Origin of the sequence: Acidovorax sp. ACV02 (genome assembly GCF_014851475.1) — a bacterium.
GTDB lineage: Bacteria > Pseudomonadota > Gammaproteobacteria > Burkholderiales > Burkholderiaceae_C > Acidovorax > Acidovorax delafieldii.
Map to the genome: position 1 here is coordinate 309,621 of NZ_JACUZU010000003.1, position 18,820 is coordinate 328,440.

Consider the following 18,820-nt stretch of genomic DNA (forward strand, 5'->3'; position numbering starts at 1 on the left):
GACACACTGGCTTGCTCACAGGCCCAAAAATGCGATTGCATCGCGCTAGATACCACCCAAAAGTATGAAGTATCGTTACATCGTCGCGTTCGAGTTGATTGGCGTGATCACGCCCAGTGCCGACCTAGAAGCTTCCATGCTCGAACTACAGGGTAATGGAACTCGCGGACGACTCACCGCGGACCTAGACACCTTGCCACATGAGGTAGATGAGGCGACGGTGATCGGCGGTCTTCTTCTTAAAGGTTTCCCTGGTCAGGGAAGTGAGGGAGCGCTGGAGGAACGCCTGGCCCGAGAGGTCGAAGAGCTTCGACAACGCCGCCGCAACGAGAAGGGCAATGCTGCATTCCTGATGGTGGAGGCGCAGGGTGATTTCGCCGACTTCAACCCCCAACCGCAGCGCGAATTGCCTGGTTACGTCCTCGCCATTGACGATGCGCCAAAAAAAGAGATCCGATCAATGCATGAGACTTCTGTTCACGGAATGCTCGCAGCGATCGCTATCGTGTCAGGGCACCTTTACGGGGTAAAGAAGGTCGTTGATTCAGTCACTTTCGCACGAGACGATGGGACGCCCCTCTTTTGCTACACATTGAGCGCCTCAAGCAACGTATATGTGCCTTCGCCAATTGCTCCAGATGCATGGGCCCAAGTTCCACGATTGACCAAGATACTGTCCCGTCACCAGTCGCTAGTCGACGTTGCTAGACTTCTCACTCGGTCTCTCGCAGAGGACAGTGATCTGTTGTTGTCTTTTCTGTCAGTATGGTCAGGCCTTGAAATCTTCGTGAACAAGACCTTCAGGGACTACGAGAACCGCGTCCTAGGTCGGCTTTCAGTTGGTACGCCACCGCCTGTGCCACAACGCGTCATAGAACGCATTCGATCCGTAATGTCCGACAAGTACCGCCTGAGTGACAAGTTTTCTGTCATCTCCAGTGAGCTGGCTGACTCTAACGTCGAAGCAGATCAGCTTGCCTTTGAATCGATCAAGCTTGTGCGTGACAAGCTATTGCATGGAGAAGATGTTCCTCTCGCAGGCTTACCCATAGCCGAGACAAAGCGCTTGCTCCGCAAGTACTTACAGCTGCACCTCACTAGCATGGGCGCCTAACTCTTCGCGCGACAGTACGCGATGATCCTCGCTGGCCCGTCTCGTTAAAAAGATGTGCGACTTAGTCGAACCCGCACGTTGTGGATAAATGCAGTGAAAAATTCTCTAACCCATTGATCCAAAACACTTTTTTAGAAAATTCCTTGATGCACCGTGCGACTTCACCGCGTGCGACTTCCCAGTAGCGGTTCAACGCCAATCAAGGGCTCAATTCGCAAGGGCCAGCGGCGCTGCTTTCCAATGAAAGTAACCCGCTACGACCCCGAAATCACTCAGAGGCACCCAAGGCCCATTCAAGTTCACAACGCGCCCATTTAGGCCATTTTGGGGCGTTTGGCCGCCCGTTTCGCGCCAAAGCTTACGATAACGCCAAAACGCCCCAAATGGCTAGCAAACCCGCGCCAGCGTTAGCGAGGGCCAAATTTATCCACAGCCACCGACCGTGCCAATTCGATCACCTCCCCACTCGCTGCCCTGCCCGGGTGGTCAGTCACATCGCTCAAACCGCTTGCACTCCGCAGTAGCGCGGATGGATGTGAGCGTGTTTTCGCCGTCGATGTGCCGGGCAGTGAACTGCACCCAGGCCCCCTGCGGAATGCCGTGCATCAGGGCGGGGTTGACCACCCGGAAGGTCTGTGTGGTGAACGGCAGCTTGGCGCGGGGCACCAGCTTCAGCCGCACATGCGTGGTGTTGCCGCCCGCATCCGCCTCCACAGACACCACCCGCGCCCGGGTGTAGACCGGCGGCGCCGCAGGCGCTGCAGCCTTCACGTCCACGGAGGCCGCGCCCGCCGGAGCGACCGGCTGGGCACCCGCCACAGCACACCCTGCGGCCAGAACCAGTGCAATGACCAGCCTACCGCTGCGCAGCCCCTTGCGCGCAAGCAACGAAGCGAAGGCCTGCGTCATCAGAACGCCCATGCACCCAGCTGGTAGTAGTCAAAACCGCTGGTCCGCCCACCCAGGCATTGGGCGAGGAAGTCCTCGGTCTTGCGGTACATGGTGAGGTTGTTGGGCCAGCGCTGGTTGCCATGGCCATCCCCGGTGAAGGTGACGTAATCCACCGGCTTGCCCGCCTTGCGCAGGGCCGCCACCATCCATTCGGACTGCTCCAGCTTCACGCGCGGGTCGTTCACGCCGTGCATGATGAGGATGGGTTTTTGCGCGTGCTCAGCCCGGTACAGGGGCGACTTCGCGTCCATGCGCGCACGGTCTTCCGGCGCGGCCGGGTTGCCCACATAGCGGTGCCACCACGGCAGGCCCAGCTCCCAATAGGGCGGAGCAGCTTCCAGCAGGCGTGCGATGTCCGTCACGCCCACCACATCCACGGCGCAGGCAAAGACCTCGGGCGTGAAGGTGGCGCCCACCAGGGCCGAATAGCCGCCGTAGCTGGCGCCATAGATTGCCACGCGCTGCGGGTCGGCCACGCCGCGCTCCACCGCCCAGCGCACGCCGTCCACCAGGTCGTCGTGCATGCGGCCTGCGAACTCGCCACGGGCCTTTTCCATGTGGTTGCGGCCATAGCCGCTGGAGCCCCGGTAGTTGACCTGCAGCACCGCATAGCCCCGGTTGGCCAGAAACTGCTGCATGGCGCGGCTGGTGGCGCCATCGCCCCAGCGGTCACGCGCCCAGGGGCCGCCATGCACCAGCAGCACGGTGGGCAGCCGCTGCGGCGCTGCGCCCACGGGCAGCGTGAGGTAGCCGTGGATGGTGAGACCATCGCGCGCGGTGTAGGTGATGGGCGCGGTGGGGGCCAGGTCCTTGGCAATCAGGCTCAGCCGGTTCTCGCCCAGAAAGCGGGGTTCGTGCCCATCGCGCAGCAGGTAGTTGCGGGTGCCACGGTCGGTGGCCACCGCCACCGTGAGCACCTTGTCCGTCTGGTCCAGGCTGGTCACCAGCACCTCTGCGGGCTTGTCGCCGGCCAGCGCGGACAGCCGGGCATCGAGCGCGGGGTCGAACACCTTGCGCGCCGAGTAGCCCGGCATGAAGTGCACCAACAGCGGCTCGCGGGTGCGGCGGCTCAGCGTCACGCTGTCCAGGTCCACATCGGGCGAGGCAAACCACTCTTCCTCCGTGCCCGTGGTCAGGTCCAGCCGCACCAGCGCCAGCTTGTCGCGCCCACGGTTCGACAGGGCCCAGGCCTTGCGCCCCTCATCGTGCAGGCCAAAGATGTTCAGCGTGTCCCACCGGCTGCGCTCTGCCACCGTCACCCAGCTGCCCGGCTCGGCGCCAGGTCGCTCCAGCAGCACCTGCTCGCCCTGGATCTGTGCCCGGGCGCGCAGCTGGCCCGTGGTGTCCACGCCCCACCAGCCCACGTTGCCGGGGTTGGTGGCCATCAGCACCGGCGGCCCGCCCGCAGGGTTCACGCGGTACAGGTCAAACACCTTTTTGTCGCGCTGGTTGGAGGTGACGATGAAGTCGGACGAGGCATCGACCGCCTCCGCAAAATGCGCCACCGAACGCGGTGCAGGCATCAGCTCGCGCAAGTCGGTCCCCGGGCCCTCGACCGGGCCCGCATAGATGCGGGTGTTTTCATCGCCCGTGGGGTCGGCGGTGATGCCGAGCCAGCGGCTGTCGGCACTGAAGCGGATGGCGCGCGCACGGATGCGAAACGCCTTGGCGTCGCCCCCATCGATGGACTGCACCCAGATTGCGGGCACCACGCCGTCGGTGCCAAACCAGGCGATGCGCTTTCCATCCGGCGACACGCGATAGCCCCCGGTGGACTGCCGGCTGGCCACAAAGTCGCGCACGGGCACCAGGTCGGGCAATTGCGCCCCAGCCAGCGATGGGTGCGTAGGTCCGGAGGCACAGCCCACCAAGGCCAGTGCAGCAGCAAGCGCTGCGCTGCTCCACCATCGCCGCACCATCGCCTGTTTGGTTGTCGATGCCATCGCTTTCCCCCCATGTGTTGAGCCATTGAATGCGCCCATTGTGCAAAGTCCCGCCTTAAGGCCAGCCAAAGGTGGCGGCTGCGGCACTGCGCGACGGCCACCACTCCCGCCACAATCGCCCCATGCACATCCTGCTCATCGAAGACGACCTGGATCTGGGCCGCGCGCTGCAGTCCGCGCTGAAGGTGGAGGGGCTGACCAGCGAGTGGCTGCGCCGCGCGGTGGATGCGCCCGCCACGGTGGACGCCACGACGGTGGACTGTGTGCTGCTGGACCTCACACTGCCCGACGGCAGTGGCTTTGACCTGCTGGCGCGCTGGCGCAACCAGAGCGGACACAGCGGGCAGGTGCCCGTCATCGTGATCACGGCGCGCTCGGCCGTGGAGGACCGGCTGGCGGGCCTGGACGGAGGGGCGGACGACTTTGTGATCAAGCCCTTTGCCACGGCCGAACTGATGTCGCGCATCCGCGCCGTGCTGCGCCGCAGCGCGCGCCAGGCCAGCGAGCGCTGGGTGCTGGGCGAGCTGGTGGTCGAGCCCCGGCGTCATGCCGTGCAGCGCGCCGGGCTTCCGCTGGAGCTGTCCCCGCGCGAGTTTCAGCTGCTGCTGGAGCTGGCGCGCGAGCCCGGCGTGGTGGTGTCCAAAAGCGTGTTGTCGCAGCGGCTGGACCCGCTGGGCGAGCCCATGGACTTTGCCGCCATCGAAGTGCATGTGTCCAACCTGCGGCGCAAGATCGGTGCGGAGCTGATCCGCACGGTGCGGGGCGTGGGCTATCTGCTGCAGGCATGAGCATGAGCACCTCCGTCTTCCCCCCGACCACCGGCAGCCGTACGCCCCGCCAGTTGCGCGCGATATGGCGTCGGCTGGCCGAGCCCACGCTGGTGCGACGCAGCGTGTTGTCCGTCACCGTGGCGTTTTTGCTCGTGTGGGCCGTGCTGCTGGGCTACAACTTCTTCAACTACAAGCAGGCTATCACCAACGACCCGGGGCTGCTGAAGTACGGCGACGCGCTGCTGGAGTCGCTCACCCCGATCACGGACCCGGCGCAGGCCGCTGCGGCCGTAGCGGCCACCAACCACTGGACCAACATCCGACGTCGCCAGATTGGCCTGCTGCCCGGCGCATCGATGCATGAGCTGCGCGACAGCGCCACAGGGCAGGTGGTCTATTCCCCCGCAGGTCTTCAAGAGCTGGACATCCCACTGACTGCTCTGCAAGAAGGCTCTGCCCTCTCCGAGTCCGTCGTGCAGGGCAAGCCCTATCGGATCTACGCCGGCCACAACGCCCGCTGGACACTGCGCATTGTCGATAACAAGCGGACGGATGCGGATTACTTGGCCTACAACGGCCGCTACTTGGTGCCCTATCTCCTGCTGGCCGCCCCCTTCGTGCTGCTGCCCGTGTGGCTGTCAGTGCGCAACGGCCTGCGCCCGCTGCAGCAGTTGGCAAACCTCATTGCCCGCAGGGACAAGGACGATCTGCAGCCCGTCGGCTTCCACGCCCGCCACCGCGAGCTCAAGCCACTGGAACAGTCGCTCGACCACCTTCTGGCCCAGCTGCGCCAGAAGGTGGAGCGCGAGCGCGCCTTTGTGCAGGACGCCGCGCACGAGATCCGCACGCCGCTGGCCGTCATCACTGCACAGGCCCACGTGATGGCCCGCTCGCCCAGCGAGGAGGAACGCACGCAGGCCCAGGCCCACCTGGAGCAGGCCATCGCCCGCACCTCGCACCTGGCGCAGCAACTGCTGGACCTGGCCGCGCTGGACGACGCACAGCGCCCCGCACCGCGCGACCTGGACGTGGCGCAATGGCTGCGCGGCGCGCTAGCGCAGGCTGCGCCGCAGGCCATCGCGCGTCAGATCGAGCTGTCGCTGGACGCGCCCGACACCTTGCCCGCGCGGCTCGACCAGCCTGCGTTCGAATCCATCGCCCACAACCTCATCGACAACGCGCTGCGCTACACGCCCGATGGCGGCAACGTGGCGGTGACGCTGCGGCGCGGGGGTGCGGCGCTGCAACTGTCGGTGCAGGACGACGGGCCCGGCATCCCGGCCACAGAGCAGCAGCGGGTGTTCGAGCGCTTCTACCGGGGCACGGGCCATGCCGCCAACGGCTCAGGTCTGGGCCTGGCCATCGTGCGGCAGGCGGTGCTGCGCATGGGCGGGCAGGTGCAGATGGGCGCAGGCCTGAACGGCCGGGGCGTGGGCTTTTTCGTTAGCATTCCCCTCCCGCACAGCGCCTGACGGCCCCGCCGCAGGCCCACCGCCCGCCCCGCATGTCCGACGACGCGACCACGATGACCACCGCCGATTCCACCCACCCGTGCCTGAGTTGCGGCTCCTGCTGCGCCAGCTTTCGCGTGGACTTTGCCGTGTACGAGATGCAGGCAATGGGCGGCACGGTGCCCGACGGTCTGGCCCTGGATGTGAACGGCAGCACCTGCCGCATGCGGGGCACGGATCAGGTGCCCATCCGCTGCGTTGCGCTCACCGGCCAGGTGGGCCAGCAGGTGACCTGCAGCATCTACGAACTGCGCCCCGCGCCCTGCCGCGAGTTCTCGGCGGGCGACTACGCCTGCAACAAGGCGCGTGCGCGGCACGGGCTGGCGCCACTCGGCGACGGGCCCATGGACTGAGCCCCACAGCGGGCATCCTCTTTTTCAACGCCTCCACGTTGCCGTATCTCAGCGCAGCCCCCTGTTGCGCCGACTCCGCTTTCACGTTCAAAGGGATAAGTGCTTGCACAAAGTCCTATAGAGGACTAAAGTTATAGATATGCAAATTACATCCACCATCGTTCCGCTCCACACCACACCGGGCGTGAGCCGCTATGCGTCGCTGGCCGCTGCCCTGCGTGCGCGTGTGGTGTCGGGTGAATGGCCTCCCGGTACAGCCCTGCCTGCAGAAAGCCTGTTGGCCAGCGAACACCAGGTGGCTTTGGGCACGATGCGGCGGGCACTGGAGCTGCTGGTCGCAGAAGGCCTGGTGGAGCGCCTGCAAGGCCGGGGGACGTTTGTGCGGCAAGGCATCGCCGGGGCTTCGATGCTGCGGTTCTTTCGGTTTGACACCGGCAGCAACGAGATTCCCCGTTCGCGCATCGCGTCGCGCCAGCGCATGGCTGCGCCAGCGGGTGTAGCGCGGCGCCTGGGCCTGGCCACGGGCGAGGCCGTGCTGCGCCTGCTGCGCGTGCGCCTGCTGGCCCACCGCCCCTGTTTGCTGGAAGAAATCTGGCTGCCGCTGGACTTGTTCGCCCCCCTGGTGGAGGGCAACACCTCTGAGTGGGACGACCTGCTCTACCCCATGTTTGCGCGGCGCTGCGGGGTGCATGTGCACCGCGCAGTGGACGAAATCGGCTTTGGTGTGTTGACCGCGGCCCAGGCCACTCATCTGGAACTCGCCGCTGGCCACCCCTGCGTGCAGGTGCAGCGCGCCGCCCACGACCTGAGTGGGCGCTGCGTGGAGTGGCGCACCACCCGGGGCGACGCCAACGCCTTTCACTACACCGTGACGATCACCTGAGCCACGCCCCCAAGAACAACACCCCCACACCCGAAGGAGACACCATGAACCGCCCCCAGGAATCCGCCCCCACATCTGCCCAGCTGTTGGGAGGCAAACGCAGCTCCAGCACCCTCACACGCCGCACGACGCTGGCAGCCTTGGGCACCACGCTGGCAGCCCCGTGGATCGGCGCGCGCGCCAATGGCCTGGCGGGCGGGCGCCCCATTTCGCTGGTGGTGTCGTATCCGGCGGGCGGTGGCGCCGACCTGATGGCGCGCATCCTGGCGCCCCGCCTGTCAGAGGCCCTGGGGCAATCGGTGGTGGTCGAGAACAAACCGGGCGCCAGCGGCCAGCTGGCCGCTGCAGCCGTGGCCCGCGCGACGCCAGATGGCACATCGCTGCTGCTGGACGCGTCGTCGTTTGCAGTGAACCCCTCGCTCTACCCCAAGCTGCCGTACGACAGCAACGCGGCCTTTACGCCGCTGGCCATCCTGGCCACGTTTCCGAATGTGCTGGTGTGCCATCCTGGCTTTGAAGCCAAGACCGTGCAGGACGTCATCGCCAAGGCCAAGGCCCAGCCGGATTCGGTGGCGTACGCGTCTTCAGGCAACGGCTCTGCACAGCACCTGGCAGGTGCGTTGTTCGAACAGCGCACGGGCATCAAGCTGTCGCACATCCCCTATCGGGGTGGTGGTCCGGCCATGAACGATGTGATGGGCGGGCAGGTGCCACTGTTCTTTGCCAACGTAGCGTCGTCCCTGGGGCACATCCAGGCGGGCAAGCTGCGGCCCCTGGCCGTGACCAGCACGCTGCGCGCGCGTTCATTGCCCAACATTCCCACCATGGGAGAGGTCGGTGTGACCGACTACGAAGTGCTGGAATGGAACCCCTTGCTGGCGCCTGCAGGCATCTCTGCCGATACCCGCAAGCAGCTGGTGGCCGCCGTCCGCAAGGCCTTGGCCGACCCCGAAGTGTTGGGCCGTATCCGGGCATTGGGTGGTGACAGTTTTCAGGACGCCACCCAGGCCAGCGCGGGCAAGTTCATCCAGGCTCAGCAAGCCCTGTGGGGCAAGCTGGTGCGCGATCGAAAGATCGTGGCGGGCTGATCGATGACCACCGCTGCGATCAGCGCCCCGCCCCCACGCCTGGACGGGTGGGACGCCCATGTCCATATCTTTGACGGCACAGTTGCCACACAGCCGGGCCACTACCAGCCCGCCCACCACCCCATCGAGCACATCGAGGCCGAGGCGGCCCGGCTGGGCGTGGGCCACCTGGTGCTGGTGCAGCCCAGCGTGTATGGCACGAACAACCGCCTGATACTGGACGCGCTGCAAGCCCGCCCGGGTCGCCACCGCGCGGTGGTGGTGGTCGATGAAACCACCTCGCCTGCTGCCCTGCAGGCCATGCACCAGCTGGGCGTGCGCGGCATACGGTTTAACCTCGTGTCACCGGTGGGCAACGGGCTGCATGCGCTGGAGTCCCTGGCCGGGCCGCTGCGCGAAATGGGCTGGCACATCCAGTGGTACGCCCACCCGCACCACCTGGCGCAGATTGCCCATGTGCACCACCAAACGCGGTTGCCCTGTGTGCTGGACCATCTGGCGGGCATGCACGCGGCCTTGCCGGCCACAGACGCGGCCTGGCTGGCCCTGCAGCAGCTGGCCGAACTGGGCGCGTGGGTGAAGTTATCAGGCTGGTACCGGCTGCGCGACCAGGCACCGTATGCGGGGCTGACCAGCAACATCCAGCGTGTTGCTGCGCTGGCGAAGGATCGCCTCGTCTGGGGGTCAGACTGGCCCCACACTGCTTTTGAAGCGACCGCCATGCCAACTTATCGCAGCGTGTGGACGCCCGTGGTGGATGCGCTGGGCGAGGCGCGTGCGCAGGCAGCGCTTGCGGCAGGTAGCCAGCTCTACGCCTGACGCCGGCAGCAACGCCTAGATAGTTTAGGCTTCAACAAAAAATCTGAGTGGTGTTGGAAATAACCGACACCACGGGTTTTTCGGGACATGCAAACTTTGTCCCATGTCAATGCCCTCCTCCCCCACCGCCCGCCAGCTTTGGGACATCTCGCCGCCCGTGTTTGCGGGCAGCCCCGTGTTCCCCGGCGACACGGCCTACAGCCAGCAGTGGTGCGCCACCATCGGCCCCGGCTGCCCGGTCAACGTGAGCGCGATCACGATGTCGCCCCATGTTGGCGCCCACGCCGATGCGCCGCTGCACTATGACGCGCAGGGCGCCACCATCGGTGACGTGTCGCTCGACGCGTTTCTGGGCCCCTGCCGCGTGATCCACGCCATCGGCTGCGGCCCACTGATCAACTGGGAACACATTGCCCACGCGGTGAACGCCTCCCTGCCCCAGCGCGTGCTGGTGCGCACCTACGAACACATGCCCGTGGACCGCTGGGACGGCCAGCTGGCCGCCTATGCGCCCGGCACCATCGAGCGCCTGGCCGACCTGGGCGTGCTGCTGGTGGGCATCGACACCGCCAGCATCGACCCGGCCGACAGCAAGACGCTGGACAGCCACCAGGTCATCCGCCGCCGGGGTTTGCGCGTGCTGGAAAACCTGGTGCTCGACGCCGTGCCCGAGGGCGACTACGAACTGATCGCCCTGCCGCTCAAGCTGACTACGGCCGACGCATCCCCCGTGCGGGCCGTGCTGCGGGCGCTGGACTAGCGCGATACACAGAATTTCAAGCATTTTTGGCTGGAAGCGCTAGTACAACATGCGCCAATAGCTATCAATAACATAGCAATCACCTCCCCCAACGCCCATGTCCATCACCCTTCAAGACTGCCGCACCCGCGACGCCCAAGACCCGCTGCGCGCCCTGCGCGACCACTTCGCACTGCCACCCGGCGTGATCTACCTCGACGGCAATTCGCTGGGCGTGGCCCCCAAGGCCGCTGCCGCGCGCGTGGCCGATGTGGTCACCCGCGAATGGGGCACCGACCTCATCAAATCGTGGAACACCGCCAGCTGGTTTGACCTGCCCCAGCGCCTGGGCAACCAGCTCGCCCCGCTGATCGGCGCGGGCCAGGATGAAGTGGTGTGCACCGACAGCACCTCCATCAACCTCTACAAGGTGCTGAGCGCGGCGCTCAACATCGCGCGGGAAGACAGCCCCGCGCGCAAGCGCATCGTGAGCGAGCGCAGCAACTTCCCCACCGACCTCTACATTGCCGAAGGCCTGTGCAAGGAGCGCGGCCTGGAGCTGGTGCTGGTGGAGCCCGAAGAGATCACCGCAGCACTCACCAGCGACGTGGCTGTGCTGATGCTCACGCACGTGAACTACCGCACTGGCGCCATGCACGACATGGCCACCATCACCGCCGCCGCGCACGCCCAGGGCATTCTGTGCGTGTGGGACCTGGCGCACAGCGCGGGCGCGGTGCCGGTCGATCTGAACGGCGCAGGCGCGGATTTCTCGATTGGCTGCGGCTACAAGTATTTGAACGGCGGCCCCGGCGCACCGGCATTTGCCTGGGTGCACCCGCGCCATGCCAGTCGCTTCTGGCAACCGCTGTCCGGCTGGTGGGGCCATGCCGCACCGTTTGCCTTCACCCCAGACTACCAGCCCGCCCCGGGCATCACGCGCTACCTGTGTGGCACGCAGCCCATCATCAGCTTGTCGGCCCTGCAATGCGGGCTGGATGTGTTCACCGCCGCGCAAAGCCTGGGCGGCATGGCCGCGCTGCGCACCAAATCGCTGGCGCTCACCGACCTGTTCATCCAGCTGGTGGAGGAGCGCTGCGCAGGCCACGGCCTGGGTCTGGCCACGCCGCGTGAGCATGCCCAGCGCGGCTCGCAGGTGTGCCTGACGCGCGATGAAGGCGCGGGCGTGAACGGCCAGGGCAGCGGCGCCTATGCCATCGTGCAAGCGCTGATTGCGCGCGGCGTGATTGGCGACTTCCGCAAGGGCGATGGCGGCACGGGCCGCCACAAGGACATCCTGCGGTTTGGCTTTACGCCGCTGTACCTGGGCTTTGAGGATGTGTGGAACGCCGTGGAACACCTGCGCCAGGTGCTGGAGAGTGGCGAGTGGCGAAAGCCTGAGTTCAACCAGACCCATGCAGTGACCTGATCATGTGCCCCTTCTCCCACTCCAACACACCGGCCAACGCCAACCCAGGCGACAAGGCAGCATCTGCCCTGCCCGAATCCATCGTGCACGAGGAGCGCGCCCAGCTCGACTTCAGCCGCAGCATGAGCTATGGCGACTACCTGCAACTCGATGCCATCCTCACCGCGCAAAAGCCACTATCGCCCGCGCACGACGAGATGCTGTTCATCGTGCAGCACCAGACCAGCGAGCTGTGGATGAAGCTCATGCTGCACGAGCTGCGCGCGGCCATCGGCCACATTGCGCGCGATGAGCTGCCGCCCGCGTTCAAGATGCTGGCGCGCGTGAGCAAGATCATGGAGCAGCTGGTGCACGCCTGGGACGTGCTGGCCACGATGACACCGCCCGAGTACAGCGCCATGCGGCCGTACCTGGGCCAGTCCAGCGGGTTCCAGAGCTACCAATACCGCTGCATCGAGTTTTCGATGGGCAACAAGAACCGCGCCATGCTCAAGCCCCACGAGCACCGCGCCGACCTGCTGGCCCTGGTGCAGGCGGCGTACGAGGCACCGTCGCTGTACGACGAGGCCCTGCGGCTGCTGGCGCGGCGCGGCCTGGCCGTGCCCGCCAGCCACACCGAGCGCGACTGGACACAGCCCTATGTGGAAAACGATGCGGTAGAGCAGGCCTGGCTCACCGTATACCGCAACCCCGAAAAGCACTGGGACCTGTACCAGCTGGGCGAGGAGTTGACCGACCTGGAAGACGCCTTCCGCCTCTGGCGCTTCCGCCACGTGACCACGGTGGAGCGCGTGATCGGCTTCAAGCGCGGCACGGGTGGCACGGGCGGGGTGAGCTACCTGCGCAAGATGCTGGACGTGGTGTTGTTCCCAGAGATCTGGAAGCTGCGCACGGATCTGTGAGCGCAGGCCATGGCACCTGCCCGGCGGCAACCCCTTACCAGCTTGGCTGGAACCATGAACCCAAACGGGGGGCGCTCTGGCCGCCCGGGCTGGCAACCACGAAGCCGTGAGTTGCCGGTGTGTGCTGGCTACTTGGCGCCCGCCACCATCATGCCGCGGTTGCTGCGGCACCAGATCGGTGCCAAGTGTCCAATCTGAATCGTCAGCTCATTGCCCTTGCCCAGCACCGTGGTGGGGCCGTTGCTGTAGGCGTAGCCACTGTCAGCAGGTTGCTTGGGCAGCTCCACCGTCCAGCCGCTGCGGCGCATCACGCTGCGGTCCTGGTCGGGGTAGAACTGCATCTCCACTTTTTCGCCGTTGCCGCAGGCGTATTGCATGCTGCTGCCATCGGTCGGTGTGCTGAACGCCTGCATCGCGGGGGGCTGGCTTGCGCAGCCCGACAACAAGAGGGTAGCCAACGCACCCGAACCCAGCAAAACCATCGTCTTCATCGGTCACTCCTGACATCGCGGCGCCGCCTGACGGCGCCCGACAACTTCCATCCAACGGCTTGTGGCCACCGGCCACCGGGACCCATTCAAAGCCCCGTGGTGATCACCCAAGCACAAACCTTGCCACTCACCACTGCCTGCACCATCCTGATTGCGAGAGACCGAAACTTGCGATTCCAGAGCCGTGACCAACACCCGGTGCAGCGCATGGACACAAGAGTGCCCCAGGCCCCCGGCACCGTCATTGGGGTGATCCCCACATCGAGAGCCTCCTCTAAAGTCTGCCCGCGCCCTGTGGCGCCCTCATGACGGCCCCAGCCACCTGCAGACGGGGCAGGATTGGAAGCACCGAAGGGCCCAATCAGCGGTAGAAACATCTGATTACAAGCACCCACACCCCAAAATCCGCAGCATCCGACGCGTTTGGTCGGTTATGGACGGGAGGGACTGGGACATACCCTATGAGCCTGCCTGTACGGCTGCTCCGCCCACCGGGCCGGCTCCCCGCCGTCCATGGGTGACAGCAGCGCCCGTGCTCAGCGGATAACCTCGCGGGGCCCAGTCGCCGGCAGAGAACCCCTCTCGACCGCGACGGGCATCCGCTCTGGAGACCTGCCCCCGTGCCCAACCCCTTGCCAGCCACCCCTCTCCTCGCCCCCCGCACTGCCTGGGCCATGCTGCTGGCGCTGGTGGCGGGCTTTGCGCTGAGCCAGGCGTTTCGCACCATCACGGCCATCATGGCGACGGGCTTGCGGGCCGAGTTCGGTCTGTCGGCGCAGGCGCTGGGGGTGTTTGCCGGGGCGTTTGCGTTTGCCTTTGGCACCATGCAGCTGTTCATGGGCATTGGCATCGACCTGTATGGCGTGCGGCGCACGCTGCTGGTGGCGTTTCCGCTGACCATTGCGGGCGCGGTGCTGTCGGCACTGGCGCCGGGCTATGGCGCGGTGCTGCTGGGGCAGGTGCTGATCGGTGTGGGCTGCGCGCCCGCATTTTTGGTGTGCACCGTGTTCATCGCACGCTACTTTCCGGCGTCGCGGTTTGCCATGGTGTCGGGAGTGGCCATGGGGGTGGGCGGACTGGGCATGCTGTTCACCGGCACGCCGCTGGCCTGGCTGGTGCAGCAGTCGTCCTGGCGCATGGGGTTTGGCGTGCTGGCGGGCCTGGCGGCGCTGGCCTGGCTGCTGATCTTCTGGAAGGTGCATGAACCCGCACAACCCATCGACGAGGCCGCTCCGCGCGAATCGATGCTGCAGGCGGTGCGCGGCTTCGGCGCGCTGTTCCTGCTGCCGCACACCGCCGGCATCATGCTGCTGGCGCTGATGACGTATGCCTCGTTCCTCACGCTGCGCGGACTGTGGCTGGGCCCACTGTTGATCGAGCGGCATGGCTATTCGCTGGTGGCCAGCGGCAATGTGGCCATGCTGTCGTCGCTGGTGTCACTGTTCAGCCCAGCCCTTTTTGGTCGGCTGGACCCTGGCCCCACACGGCGCAGGCGCTGGCTGCTGGGCTTTACCACCCTGCTGGCGGCCTTGTTTGCGGCTATGGGCTTTCTGCATGCCGAATGGCTGGACGTGGGCGGCTCCGTGGCCGTGGGCCTGCTGTCGGGCTACATGGTGCTGCAGTATTCGGACGTGCGCTCGGCCTACGCCCCTGCGGTCACGGGGCGGGCCATGGCGGTGTTCACCATGGCGCTGTTCCTGGGCGTGGCGCTGATGCAGTGGGTGACGGGCGTGGCGGCCTCCATCGCCGCCGCACAGGGTGTGGACCCGTACGTGGCGGTGATGCTGACCATTGCGGCCATGCTGGTGGTGGGTGCACTGGCCTTCAGGCTGCTGCCCGCGCCCGCCCATTGACCAGCTCATTCACCCGCGCGGGGTCAGGCGGGCACAGCGCCGCACTGGCACCTGCTACACGCCACCATTGCAGCACGCAGAACAACAACTCGAAGGCGGTGAAACCCAGCACGATGGCATTGGCGCCGTGTGCCACCGCGTAGATCTGCCAGGCCGCAAACAGAAACCGCGCCACGACATCCAGCCGCCCCAGCAGCACCGTGGGCGCCACGATGCGCGCCACTGACCACACCACCACCACCGAGCCCAGCAGGTTGGCTAGCAGCATGTGCGTGGTGTCCAAGGGGTGCAAGGTGCCAGGCAATGCGAGCGCCTGGGCCAGCAGGTTCAGCTGGGTGTAGAGCCAGGCAAAGGTCCAGGGCAAGGCAAACGGCCAGGTGACGAGCAGGTCGTACCAGCCGCTGGCGCGCACGATGCGCAGATAACGGCCGGAAGCGAAAGCGGGGATGTGCATGACAGGAAACCTCTGCGAATGGATCAATGAGGCCCCGAGCTTCCACCTTGAAGTACGCTTCAGGGTCAAGCACTTTGTGAAGGGAACGGGATCATGCTGATCGGTGAACTGGCCACGGCCTCGGGCCTGAGCCGCGAGGCGCTGCGCTTTTATGAACAGCAGGGCCTGATTCGCGCGCGGCGCCTGGACAACGGTTACCGGGACTACCCGCCCGAGGTGGTGACGCTGGTGCAGTACATCCGCACTGCGCAGCAGCTGGGCTTTACCCTGGCGGAGATCGGCGACCGGCTGCCCGCCATCTGGGACGCCGCCGAGCCCGGCCCCGCATTGGCGCAGGTGCTGGCCGCCAAGCTGCAGGAGATTGACGACCGCATTGCCGCACTGCAGGCCCTGCGCCAGACGTTGGCCGAGCGTGTGGCCACCGACTGCCCGCTGCAGGCCCGGGCGCCACGGGCCAAGGCCTCTTCGCCCACTTTTTGAGCCAAATCGGGCGGTAGCGCTAGTACATCATGCGCTGGCAGCTATCAAAAACAGAGCGATCTTCCCTCAATCGCCGCGCAGGTGCCAGCGCAGCCCGGTCAGGTGGCTGAGGCGGGCACCTGGTGCAGCAGCACCGGGTGGTTGCCATCGGCGTCCGCACTCTCGACCTGCACCCCAAAGCCCCACAGCCGCGCCACGTGCTTGAGCACCTCCTGGGTGTCGTCGGCCAGCGGGCGGCCCTGGTACTGGGTGTGGCGCAGGGTCAGGCTGCGGTCGCCGCGCAGGTTCACGTTCCACACCTGGATGTTGGGCTCGCGCGTGCCCAGGTCGTACTGCTGCGACAGCATCTGGCGCAGGCTGCGGTAGCCGTTTTCGTCGTGGATCTCGCTGACCACCAGATCGCGCTCGCCAGCGTCGTCATGCAGCGCAAACAGGCGCATCTCGCGCATCAGGTGCGGGCTGAGGTACTGGACGATGAAGCTCTCGTCCTTGAAGTTGCGCATGGCATGGTCGAGCGCAGGCAGCCAGGGGGTGCCAGCAATATCGGGGAACCAGTGCCGGTCCTCCTCGGTGGGGTGCTGGCAGATGCGCTGAATGTCGCGGTACATGGCAAACCCCAGCGCGTAGGGGTTGATGCCGCTATAGGCACGGTGCCCCACGGGTGGCTGGTAGACCACGTTGGTGTGCGAGCCCAGCCATTCGATCATCACGCCGTCGCTCAGGTAACCCTCGTCGTACAGCGTGTTGAGCAGCGTGTAGTGCCAGAACGTGGCCCAGCCCTCGTTCATGACCTGGGTCTGGCGCTGGGGGTAGAAATATTGGGCGATCTTGCGCACGATGCGCACTATTTCGCGCTGCCAGGGCTCCAGCAGGGGCGCGTTTTTTTCGATGAAGTACAGGATGTTCTCTTGCGGCTCCCTGGGGAAGCGGTCGGCCTCTTGCGCCGCACCTTCCTTGCCGGGGCGCGTGGGCAGGGTGCGCCACAGCTCGTTCACCTGCTGCTGGGCGTAGGCCTCGCGCTGCGCGCGTTCAAGCCGCTCGCGCGCCAGGTTCTTCTTGGACGGGCGGCGATAGCGGTCCACGCCAAAGTTGGCCAAGGCATGGCAGGAGTCGAGCAGGCGCTCCACTTCGCCCGTGCCGTAGCGCTCCTCACACTGGGCCACATAGTCCTTGGCATACACCAGGTAGTCGATGATGCTGGACGCATCGGTCCACATGCGAAACAGGTAGTTGCCCTTGAAGAAGCTGTTGTGACCATAGGCGGCATGCGCAATCACCAGCGCCTGCATGGCGGTAGTGTTCTCCTCCATCAGGTAGCTGATGCAGGGGTTGGAGTTGATGACGATCTCGTACGCCAGGCCCATGTGCCCGCGCCGGTAGCGCCGTTCCGTGGCCAGAAACTCCTTGCCGTAGCTCCAGTGCCGGTAGTTCACCGGCATGCCCACGCTGGAGTAGGCGTCCATCATCTGTTCGGCGGTGATGATCTCCAGCTGGTTGGGGTAGGTGTCGAGACCAAAGCGCTCGGCCGTGGCGGCAATGGCCGCGTGGTAGCGCTCGATCAGCTCGAACGTCCAGTCGCTCGGGTCGGGCAACGGCTCGGCCGGCCGCGCGCCTGCAGGCAGGGGCTGGCCGGGCACGGCACGGTGGCGGCGCTCACCCACGGCAGCGGCCTTCCAGGGGTTGTCGCTGAGACGGCGCTCCAGCACGGGGTACTGCACAACGTTGTTCATGCGGCCACCCCCTCTTTCTTGAAGAGATCGCGGAACACCGGGTAGATGTCACCGGGTGCGGAGACCTTGCGCATCGCAAAGTGGGAGTACAGCGGCGCGAGCTGGCTGTACTCGTCCCACAGGTTCTGTTCTTCCTCGGCCACCTGCACATAGGCAAAGTAGCGCACCAGCGGCAGGATCTTGTCCACCAGCAGGTTGCGGCAGACGCCGCTGTCGTTGGTGAAGTTGTCACCGTCGCTGGCCTGGGCCACGTAAATGTTCCAGTCGCCCTGCGGGTAGCGCGCACGGATGATCTGGTCCAGCAGCACCAGCGCGCTGCTCACCACCGTGCCGCCGCTTTCGGTGGAATGGAAGAACTGCTCCTCGCTCACCTCGGCCGCCTGGGTGTGGTGGCGGATGAACACGATGTCGATGGTCTCGTAGTGCCGCGTGAGAAACAGGTACAGCAGGATGAAGAACCGCTTGGCCAGGTCCTTGCGCGTCTCGTCCATGGAACCCGACACATCCATCACGCAGAACATCACCGCCTGGCTGCTGGGCACGGGCACCGGCGTGCGCGCACGAAAGCGCAGGTCGATGGGGTCGAGGTACGGAATCTTGCCGATGCGCGCCGTCAGCGCATCGATGCGGCGCTGCAACTCAGCCCCCGCCTCGCTGGTGCCGTCGTCCTGCGCCAGCAGGGCGTCCAGTTCGGCCTGCAGCGCCAGCAGCTCGCGGTGCGCCGACTTGCCCAGTGCAATGCGCCGGCCCAAAGCGCCGCGCATGGTGCGCAGCACGGCCAGGTTGTTGGGGATGCCGTCCTGGCTGTAGCCTGCGCGGCGCGACTTCCACTGCGGGTTCTCGCCAATGTGGGTGCGCAGCAGGTGCGGCAGCGCGAGGTCTTCAAAAAAGAGCTGCATGAACTCTTCCTTGGTGAGCGTGAAGGTGAAGTCGTCCTCGCCCTCGCCGCTGTCGCTGGCCTGCGATCCGCGCCCACCCGCACCGCCCTGGGGCCGCTCGATGCGGTCGCCGCGCACATGCTCTGCATTGCCGGGGTGCACGGTGTCGCGGATGCCGCCCTGGCCATGGTGGAACACAGGCTCGCTGATGTCCTTGCGCGGGATGGTGATGCTCTCTGCCTGCTCCATGTCGCGGATGCCGCGTTGCGAGACGGCACGACGCACCGCATCCGCGATCTGTTCCTTGTAGCGGCGAACAAATCGCTCGCGGTTGCCCACCGACTTGTTCTTGCCAGCGAGCCTGCGGTCGATGATTTGCAATGCCATCCGTTGCTCCCGTTCCCCATGCAGGGCCTGTGGCCCAGGCACCGA

18 protein-coding genes are annotated in these 18,820 nt (G+C 65.9%); 12 read left to right on the forward strand and 6 right to left on the reverse strand.

Annotated elements, in window-relative coordinates; genetic code table 11:
* The first annotated feature begins 64 nt into the window (after positions 1–64).
* Complete coding sequence (locus IB236_RS08800; RefSeq protein WP_192420172.1) at positions 65–1,114, forward strand: hypothetical protein; 1,050 nt, start codon at positions 65–67, stop codon at positions 1,112–1,114.
* Positions 1,115–1,600: 486 nt separating this feature from the next.
* Here the strand turns inward: IB236_RS08800 and IB236_RS08805 are convergent, their stop codons facing one another.
* Together IB236_RS08805 and IB236_RS08810 are read right to left on the reverse strand one after the other, a co-directional pair.
* Positions 1,601–2,023 carry a copper-binding protein gene (locus IB236_RS08805; protein WP_192420581.1) on the reverse strand — a complete coding sequence of 141 codons (423 nt, stop codon included), beginning with the start codon at positions 2,021–2,023 and terminating at the stop codon, positions 1,601–1,603.
* Positions 2,023–4,008 (reverse strand): S9 family peptidase, encoded by a 1,986-nt coding sequence (locus IB236_RS08810; RefSeq protein WP_192420179.1) that lies wholly within the window; start codon positions 4,006–4,008, stop codon positions 2,023–2,025. Before IB236_RS08810 ends, IB236_RS08805 begins: the two co-directional genes overlap by 1 nt.
* A gap of 122 nt (positions 4,009–4,130) precedes the next feature.
* Here IB236_RS08810 and IB236_RS08815 point away from each other — a divergent pair, with 122 nt between their 5' ends.
* The 9 genes from IB236_RS08815 (at position 4,131) to kynA (ending at position 12,502) form a co-directional block, all read left to right on the forward strand.
* Positions 4,131–4,796 (forward strand): response regulator transcription factor, encoded by a 666-nt coding sequence (locus IB236_RS08815; RefSeq protein ID WP_099732196.1) that lies wholly within the window; start codon positions 4,131–4,133, stop codon positions 4,794–4,796.
* A gap of 2 nt (positions 4,797–4,798) precedes the next feature.
* Positions 4,799–6,250, forward strand: coding sequence for a HAMP domain-containing sensor histidine kinase (locus tag IB236_RS08820; protein ID WP_192420181.1), 1,452 nt, complete (start codon positions 4,799–4,801; stop codon positions 6,248–6,250).
* Between the two features lie 53 nt (positions 6,251–6,303).
* On the forward strand, positions 6,304–6,642 hold the full coding sequence (locus tag IB236_RS08825; protein WP_192420583.1) for a YkgJ family cysteine cluster protein: 339 nt from the start codon (positions 6,304–6,306) through the stop codon (positions 6,640–6,642).
* 139 nt (positions 6,643–6,781) lie between these two features.
* Positions 6,782–7,525, forward strand: a complete 744-nt coding sequence (locus IB236_RS08830; protein WP_192420183.1) for a GntR family transcriptional regulator — start codon at positions 6,782–6,784, stop codon at positions 7,523–7,525.
* Positions 7,526–7,569: 44 nt separating this feature from the next.
* Entirely contained in the window at positions 7,570–8,613 is a 1,044-nt protein-coding gene (locus tag IB236_RS08835) for a tripartite tricarboxylate transporter substrate binding protein (RefSeq protein WP_099730972.1), read from the forward strand.
* Positions 8,614–8,616: 3 nt separating this feature from the next.
* Complete coding sequence (locus IB236_RS08840) at positions 8,617–9,432, forward strand: amidohydrolase (protein WP_099730973.1); 816 nt, start codon at positions 8,617–8,619, stop codon at positions 9,430–9,432.
* 103 nt (positions 9,433–9,535) lie between these two features.
* Entirely contained in the window at positions 9,536–10,192 is a 657-nt protein-coding gene (gene kynB / locus IB236_RS08845; protein WP_192420185.1) for an arylformamidase, read from the forward strand.
* Positions 10,193–10,289: 97 nt separating this feature from the next.
* Positions 10,290–11,600 (forward strand): kynureninase, encoded by a 1,311-nt coding sequence (kynU, locus tag IB236_RS08850; protein ID WP_192420187.1) that lies wholly within the window; start codon positions 10,290–10,292, stop codon positions 11,598–11,600.
* Between the two features lie 2 nt (positions 11,601–11,602).
* Positions 11,603–12,502 carry a tryptophan 2,3-dioxygenase gene (gene kynA, locus IB236_RS08855; RefSeq protein ID WP_192420189.1) on the forward strand — a complete coding sequence of 300 codons (900 nt, stop codon included), beginning with the start codon at positions 11,603–11,605 and terminating at the stop codon, positions 12,500–12,502.
* 128 nt (positions 12,503–12,630) lie between these two features.
* On the opposite strand, the gene IB236_RS08860 is transcribed toward kynA, so the two are convergent.
* Entirely contained in the window at positions 12,631–12,993 is a 363-nt protein-coding gene (locus tag IB236_RS08860; RefSeq protein WP_192420191.1) for an MliC family protein, read from the reverse strand.
* A 674-nt stretch (positions 12,994–13,667) separates the two neighbouring features.
* Between IB236_RS08860 and IB236_RS08865 the strand changes: the two genes are divergently transcribed.
* On the forward strand, positions 13,668–14,846 hold the full coding sequence (locus tag IB236_RS08865) for a nitrate/nitrite transporter (RefSeq protein ID WP_192420585.1): 1,179 nt from the start codon (positions 13,668–13,670) through the stop codon (positions 14,844–14,846).
* Here IB236_RS08865 and IB236_RS08870 read toward each other — a convergent pair.
* Complete coding sequence (locus tag IB236_RS08870) at positions 14,818–15,300, reverse strand: hypothetical protein (protein WP_192420194.1); 483 nt, start codon at positions 15,298–15,300, stop codon at positions 14,818–14,820. The two genes, IB236_RS08865 and IB236_RS08870, sit on opposite strands and share 29 nt — an antisense overlap.
* Positions 15,301–15,393: 93 nt before the next feature.
* On the opposite strand from IB236_RS08870, the gene IB236_RS08875 reads away from it, so the two are divergent.
* On the forward strand, positions 15,394–15,780 hold the full coding sequence (locus IB236_RS08875; protein ID WP_099732199.1) for a MerR family transcriptional regulator: 387 nt from the start codon (positions 15,394–15,396) through the stop codon (positions 15,778–15,780).
* Between the two features lie 98 nt (positions 15,781–15,878).
* Here the strand turns inward: IB236_RS08875 and IB236_RS08880 are convergent, their stop codons facing one another.
* Positions 15,879–17,510 (reverse strand): SpoVR family protein, encoded by a 1,632-nt coding sequence (locus IB236_RS08880; protein ID WP_192420196.1) that lies wholly within the window; start codon positions 17,508–17,510, stop codon positions 15,879–15,881.
* Positions 17,507–18,775, reverse strand: a complete 1,269-nt coding sequence (locus IB236_RS08885) for a YeaH/YhbH family protein (protein ID WP_192420198.1) — start codon at positions 18,773–18,775, stop codon at positions 17,507–17,509. The genes IB236_RS08880 and IB236_RS08885 overlap by 4 nt, the downstream gene beginning before the upstream one ends.
* Positions 18,776–18,820: the final 45 nt, after the last annotated feature.

Coding starts and splice junctions, on each gene's coding strand:
- IB236_RS08800 (WP_192420172.1), top strand. CDS start 65: ATGAAGTATCGTTACATCGTCGCGTTCGAGTTGATTGGCGTGATCACG.
- IB236_RS08805 (WP_192420581.1), bottom strand. CDS start 2,023: ATGACGCAGGCCTTCGCTTCGTTGCTTGCGCGCAAGGGGCTGCGCAGC.
- IB236_RS08810 (WP_192420179.1), bottom strand. CDS start 4,008: ATGGCATCGACAACCAAACAGGCGATGGTGCGGCGATGGTGGAGCAGC.
- IB236_RS08815 (WP_099732196.1), top strand. CDS start 4,131: ATGCACATCCTGCTCATCGAAGACGACCTGGATCTGGGCCGCGCGCTG.
- IB236_RS08820 (WP_192420181.1), top strand. CDS start 4,799: ATGAGCACCTCCGTCTTCCCCCCGACCACCGGCAGCCGTACGCCCCGC.
- IB236_RS08825 (WP_192420583.1), top strand. CDS start 6,304: ATGACCACCGCCGATTCCACCCACCCGTGCCTGAGTTGCGGCTCCTGC.
- IB236_RS08830 (WP_192420183.1), top strand. CDS start 6,782: ATGCAAATTACATCCACCATCGTTCCGCTCCACACCACACCGGGCGTG.
- IB236_RS08835 (WP_099730972.1), top strand. CDS start 7,570: ATGAACCGCCCCCAGGAATCCGCCCCCACATCTGCCCAGCTGTTGGGA.
- IB236_RS08840 (WP_099730973.1), top strand. CDS start 8,617: ATGACCACCGCTGCGATCAGCGCCCCGCCCCCACGCCTGGACGGGTGG.
- kynB (WP_192420185.1), top strand. CDS start 9,536: ATGTCAATGCCCTCCTCCCCCACCGCCCGCCAGCTTTGGGACATCTCG.
- kynU (WP_192420187.1), top strand. CDS start 10,290: ATGTCCATCACCCTTCAAGACTGCCGCACCCGCGACGCCCAAGACCCG.
- kynA (WP_192420189.1), top strand. CDS start 11,603: ATGTGCCCCTTCTCCCACTCCAACACACCGGCCAACGCCAACCCAGGC.
- IB236_RS08860 (WP_192420191.1), bottom strand. CDS start 12,993: ATGAAGACGATGGTTTTGCTGGGTTCGGGTGCGTTGGCTACCCTCTTG.
- IB236_RS08865 (WP_192420585.1), top strand. CDS start 13,668: ATGCTGCTGGCGCTGGTGGCGGGCTTTGCGCTGAGCCAGGCGTTTCGC.
- IB236_RS08870 (WP_192420194.1), bottom strand. CDS start 15,300: ATGCACATCCCCGCTTTCGCTTCCGGCCGTTATCTGCGCATCGTGCGC.
- IB236_RS08875 (WP_099732199.1), top strand. CDS start 15,394: ATGCTGATCGGTGAACTGGCCACGGCCTCGGGCCTGAGCCGCGAGGCG.
- IB236_RS08880 (WP_192420196.1), bottom strand. CDS start 17,510: ATGAACAACGTTGTGCAGTACCCCGTGCTGGAGCGCCGTCTCAGCGAC.
- IB236_RS08885 (WP_192420198.1), bottom strand. CDS start 18,775: ATGGCATTGCAAATCATCGACCGCAGGCTCGCTGGCAAGAACAAGTCG.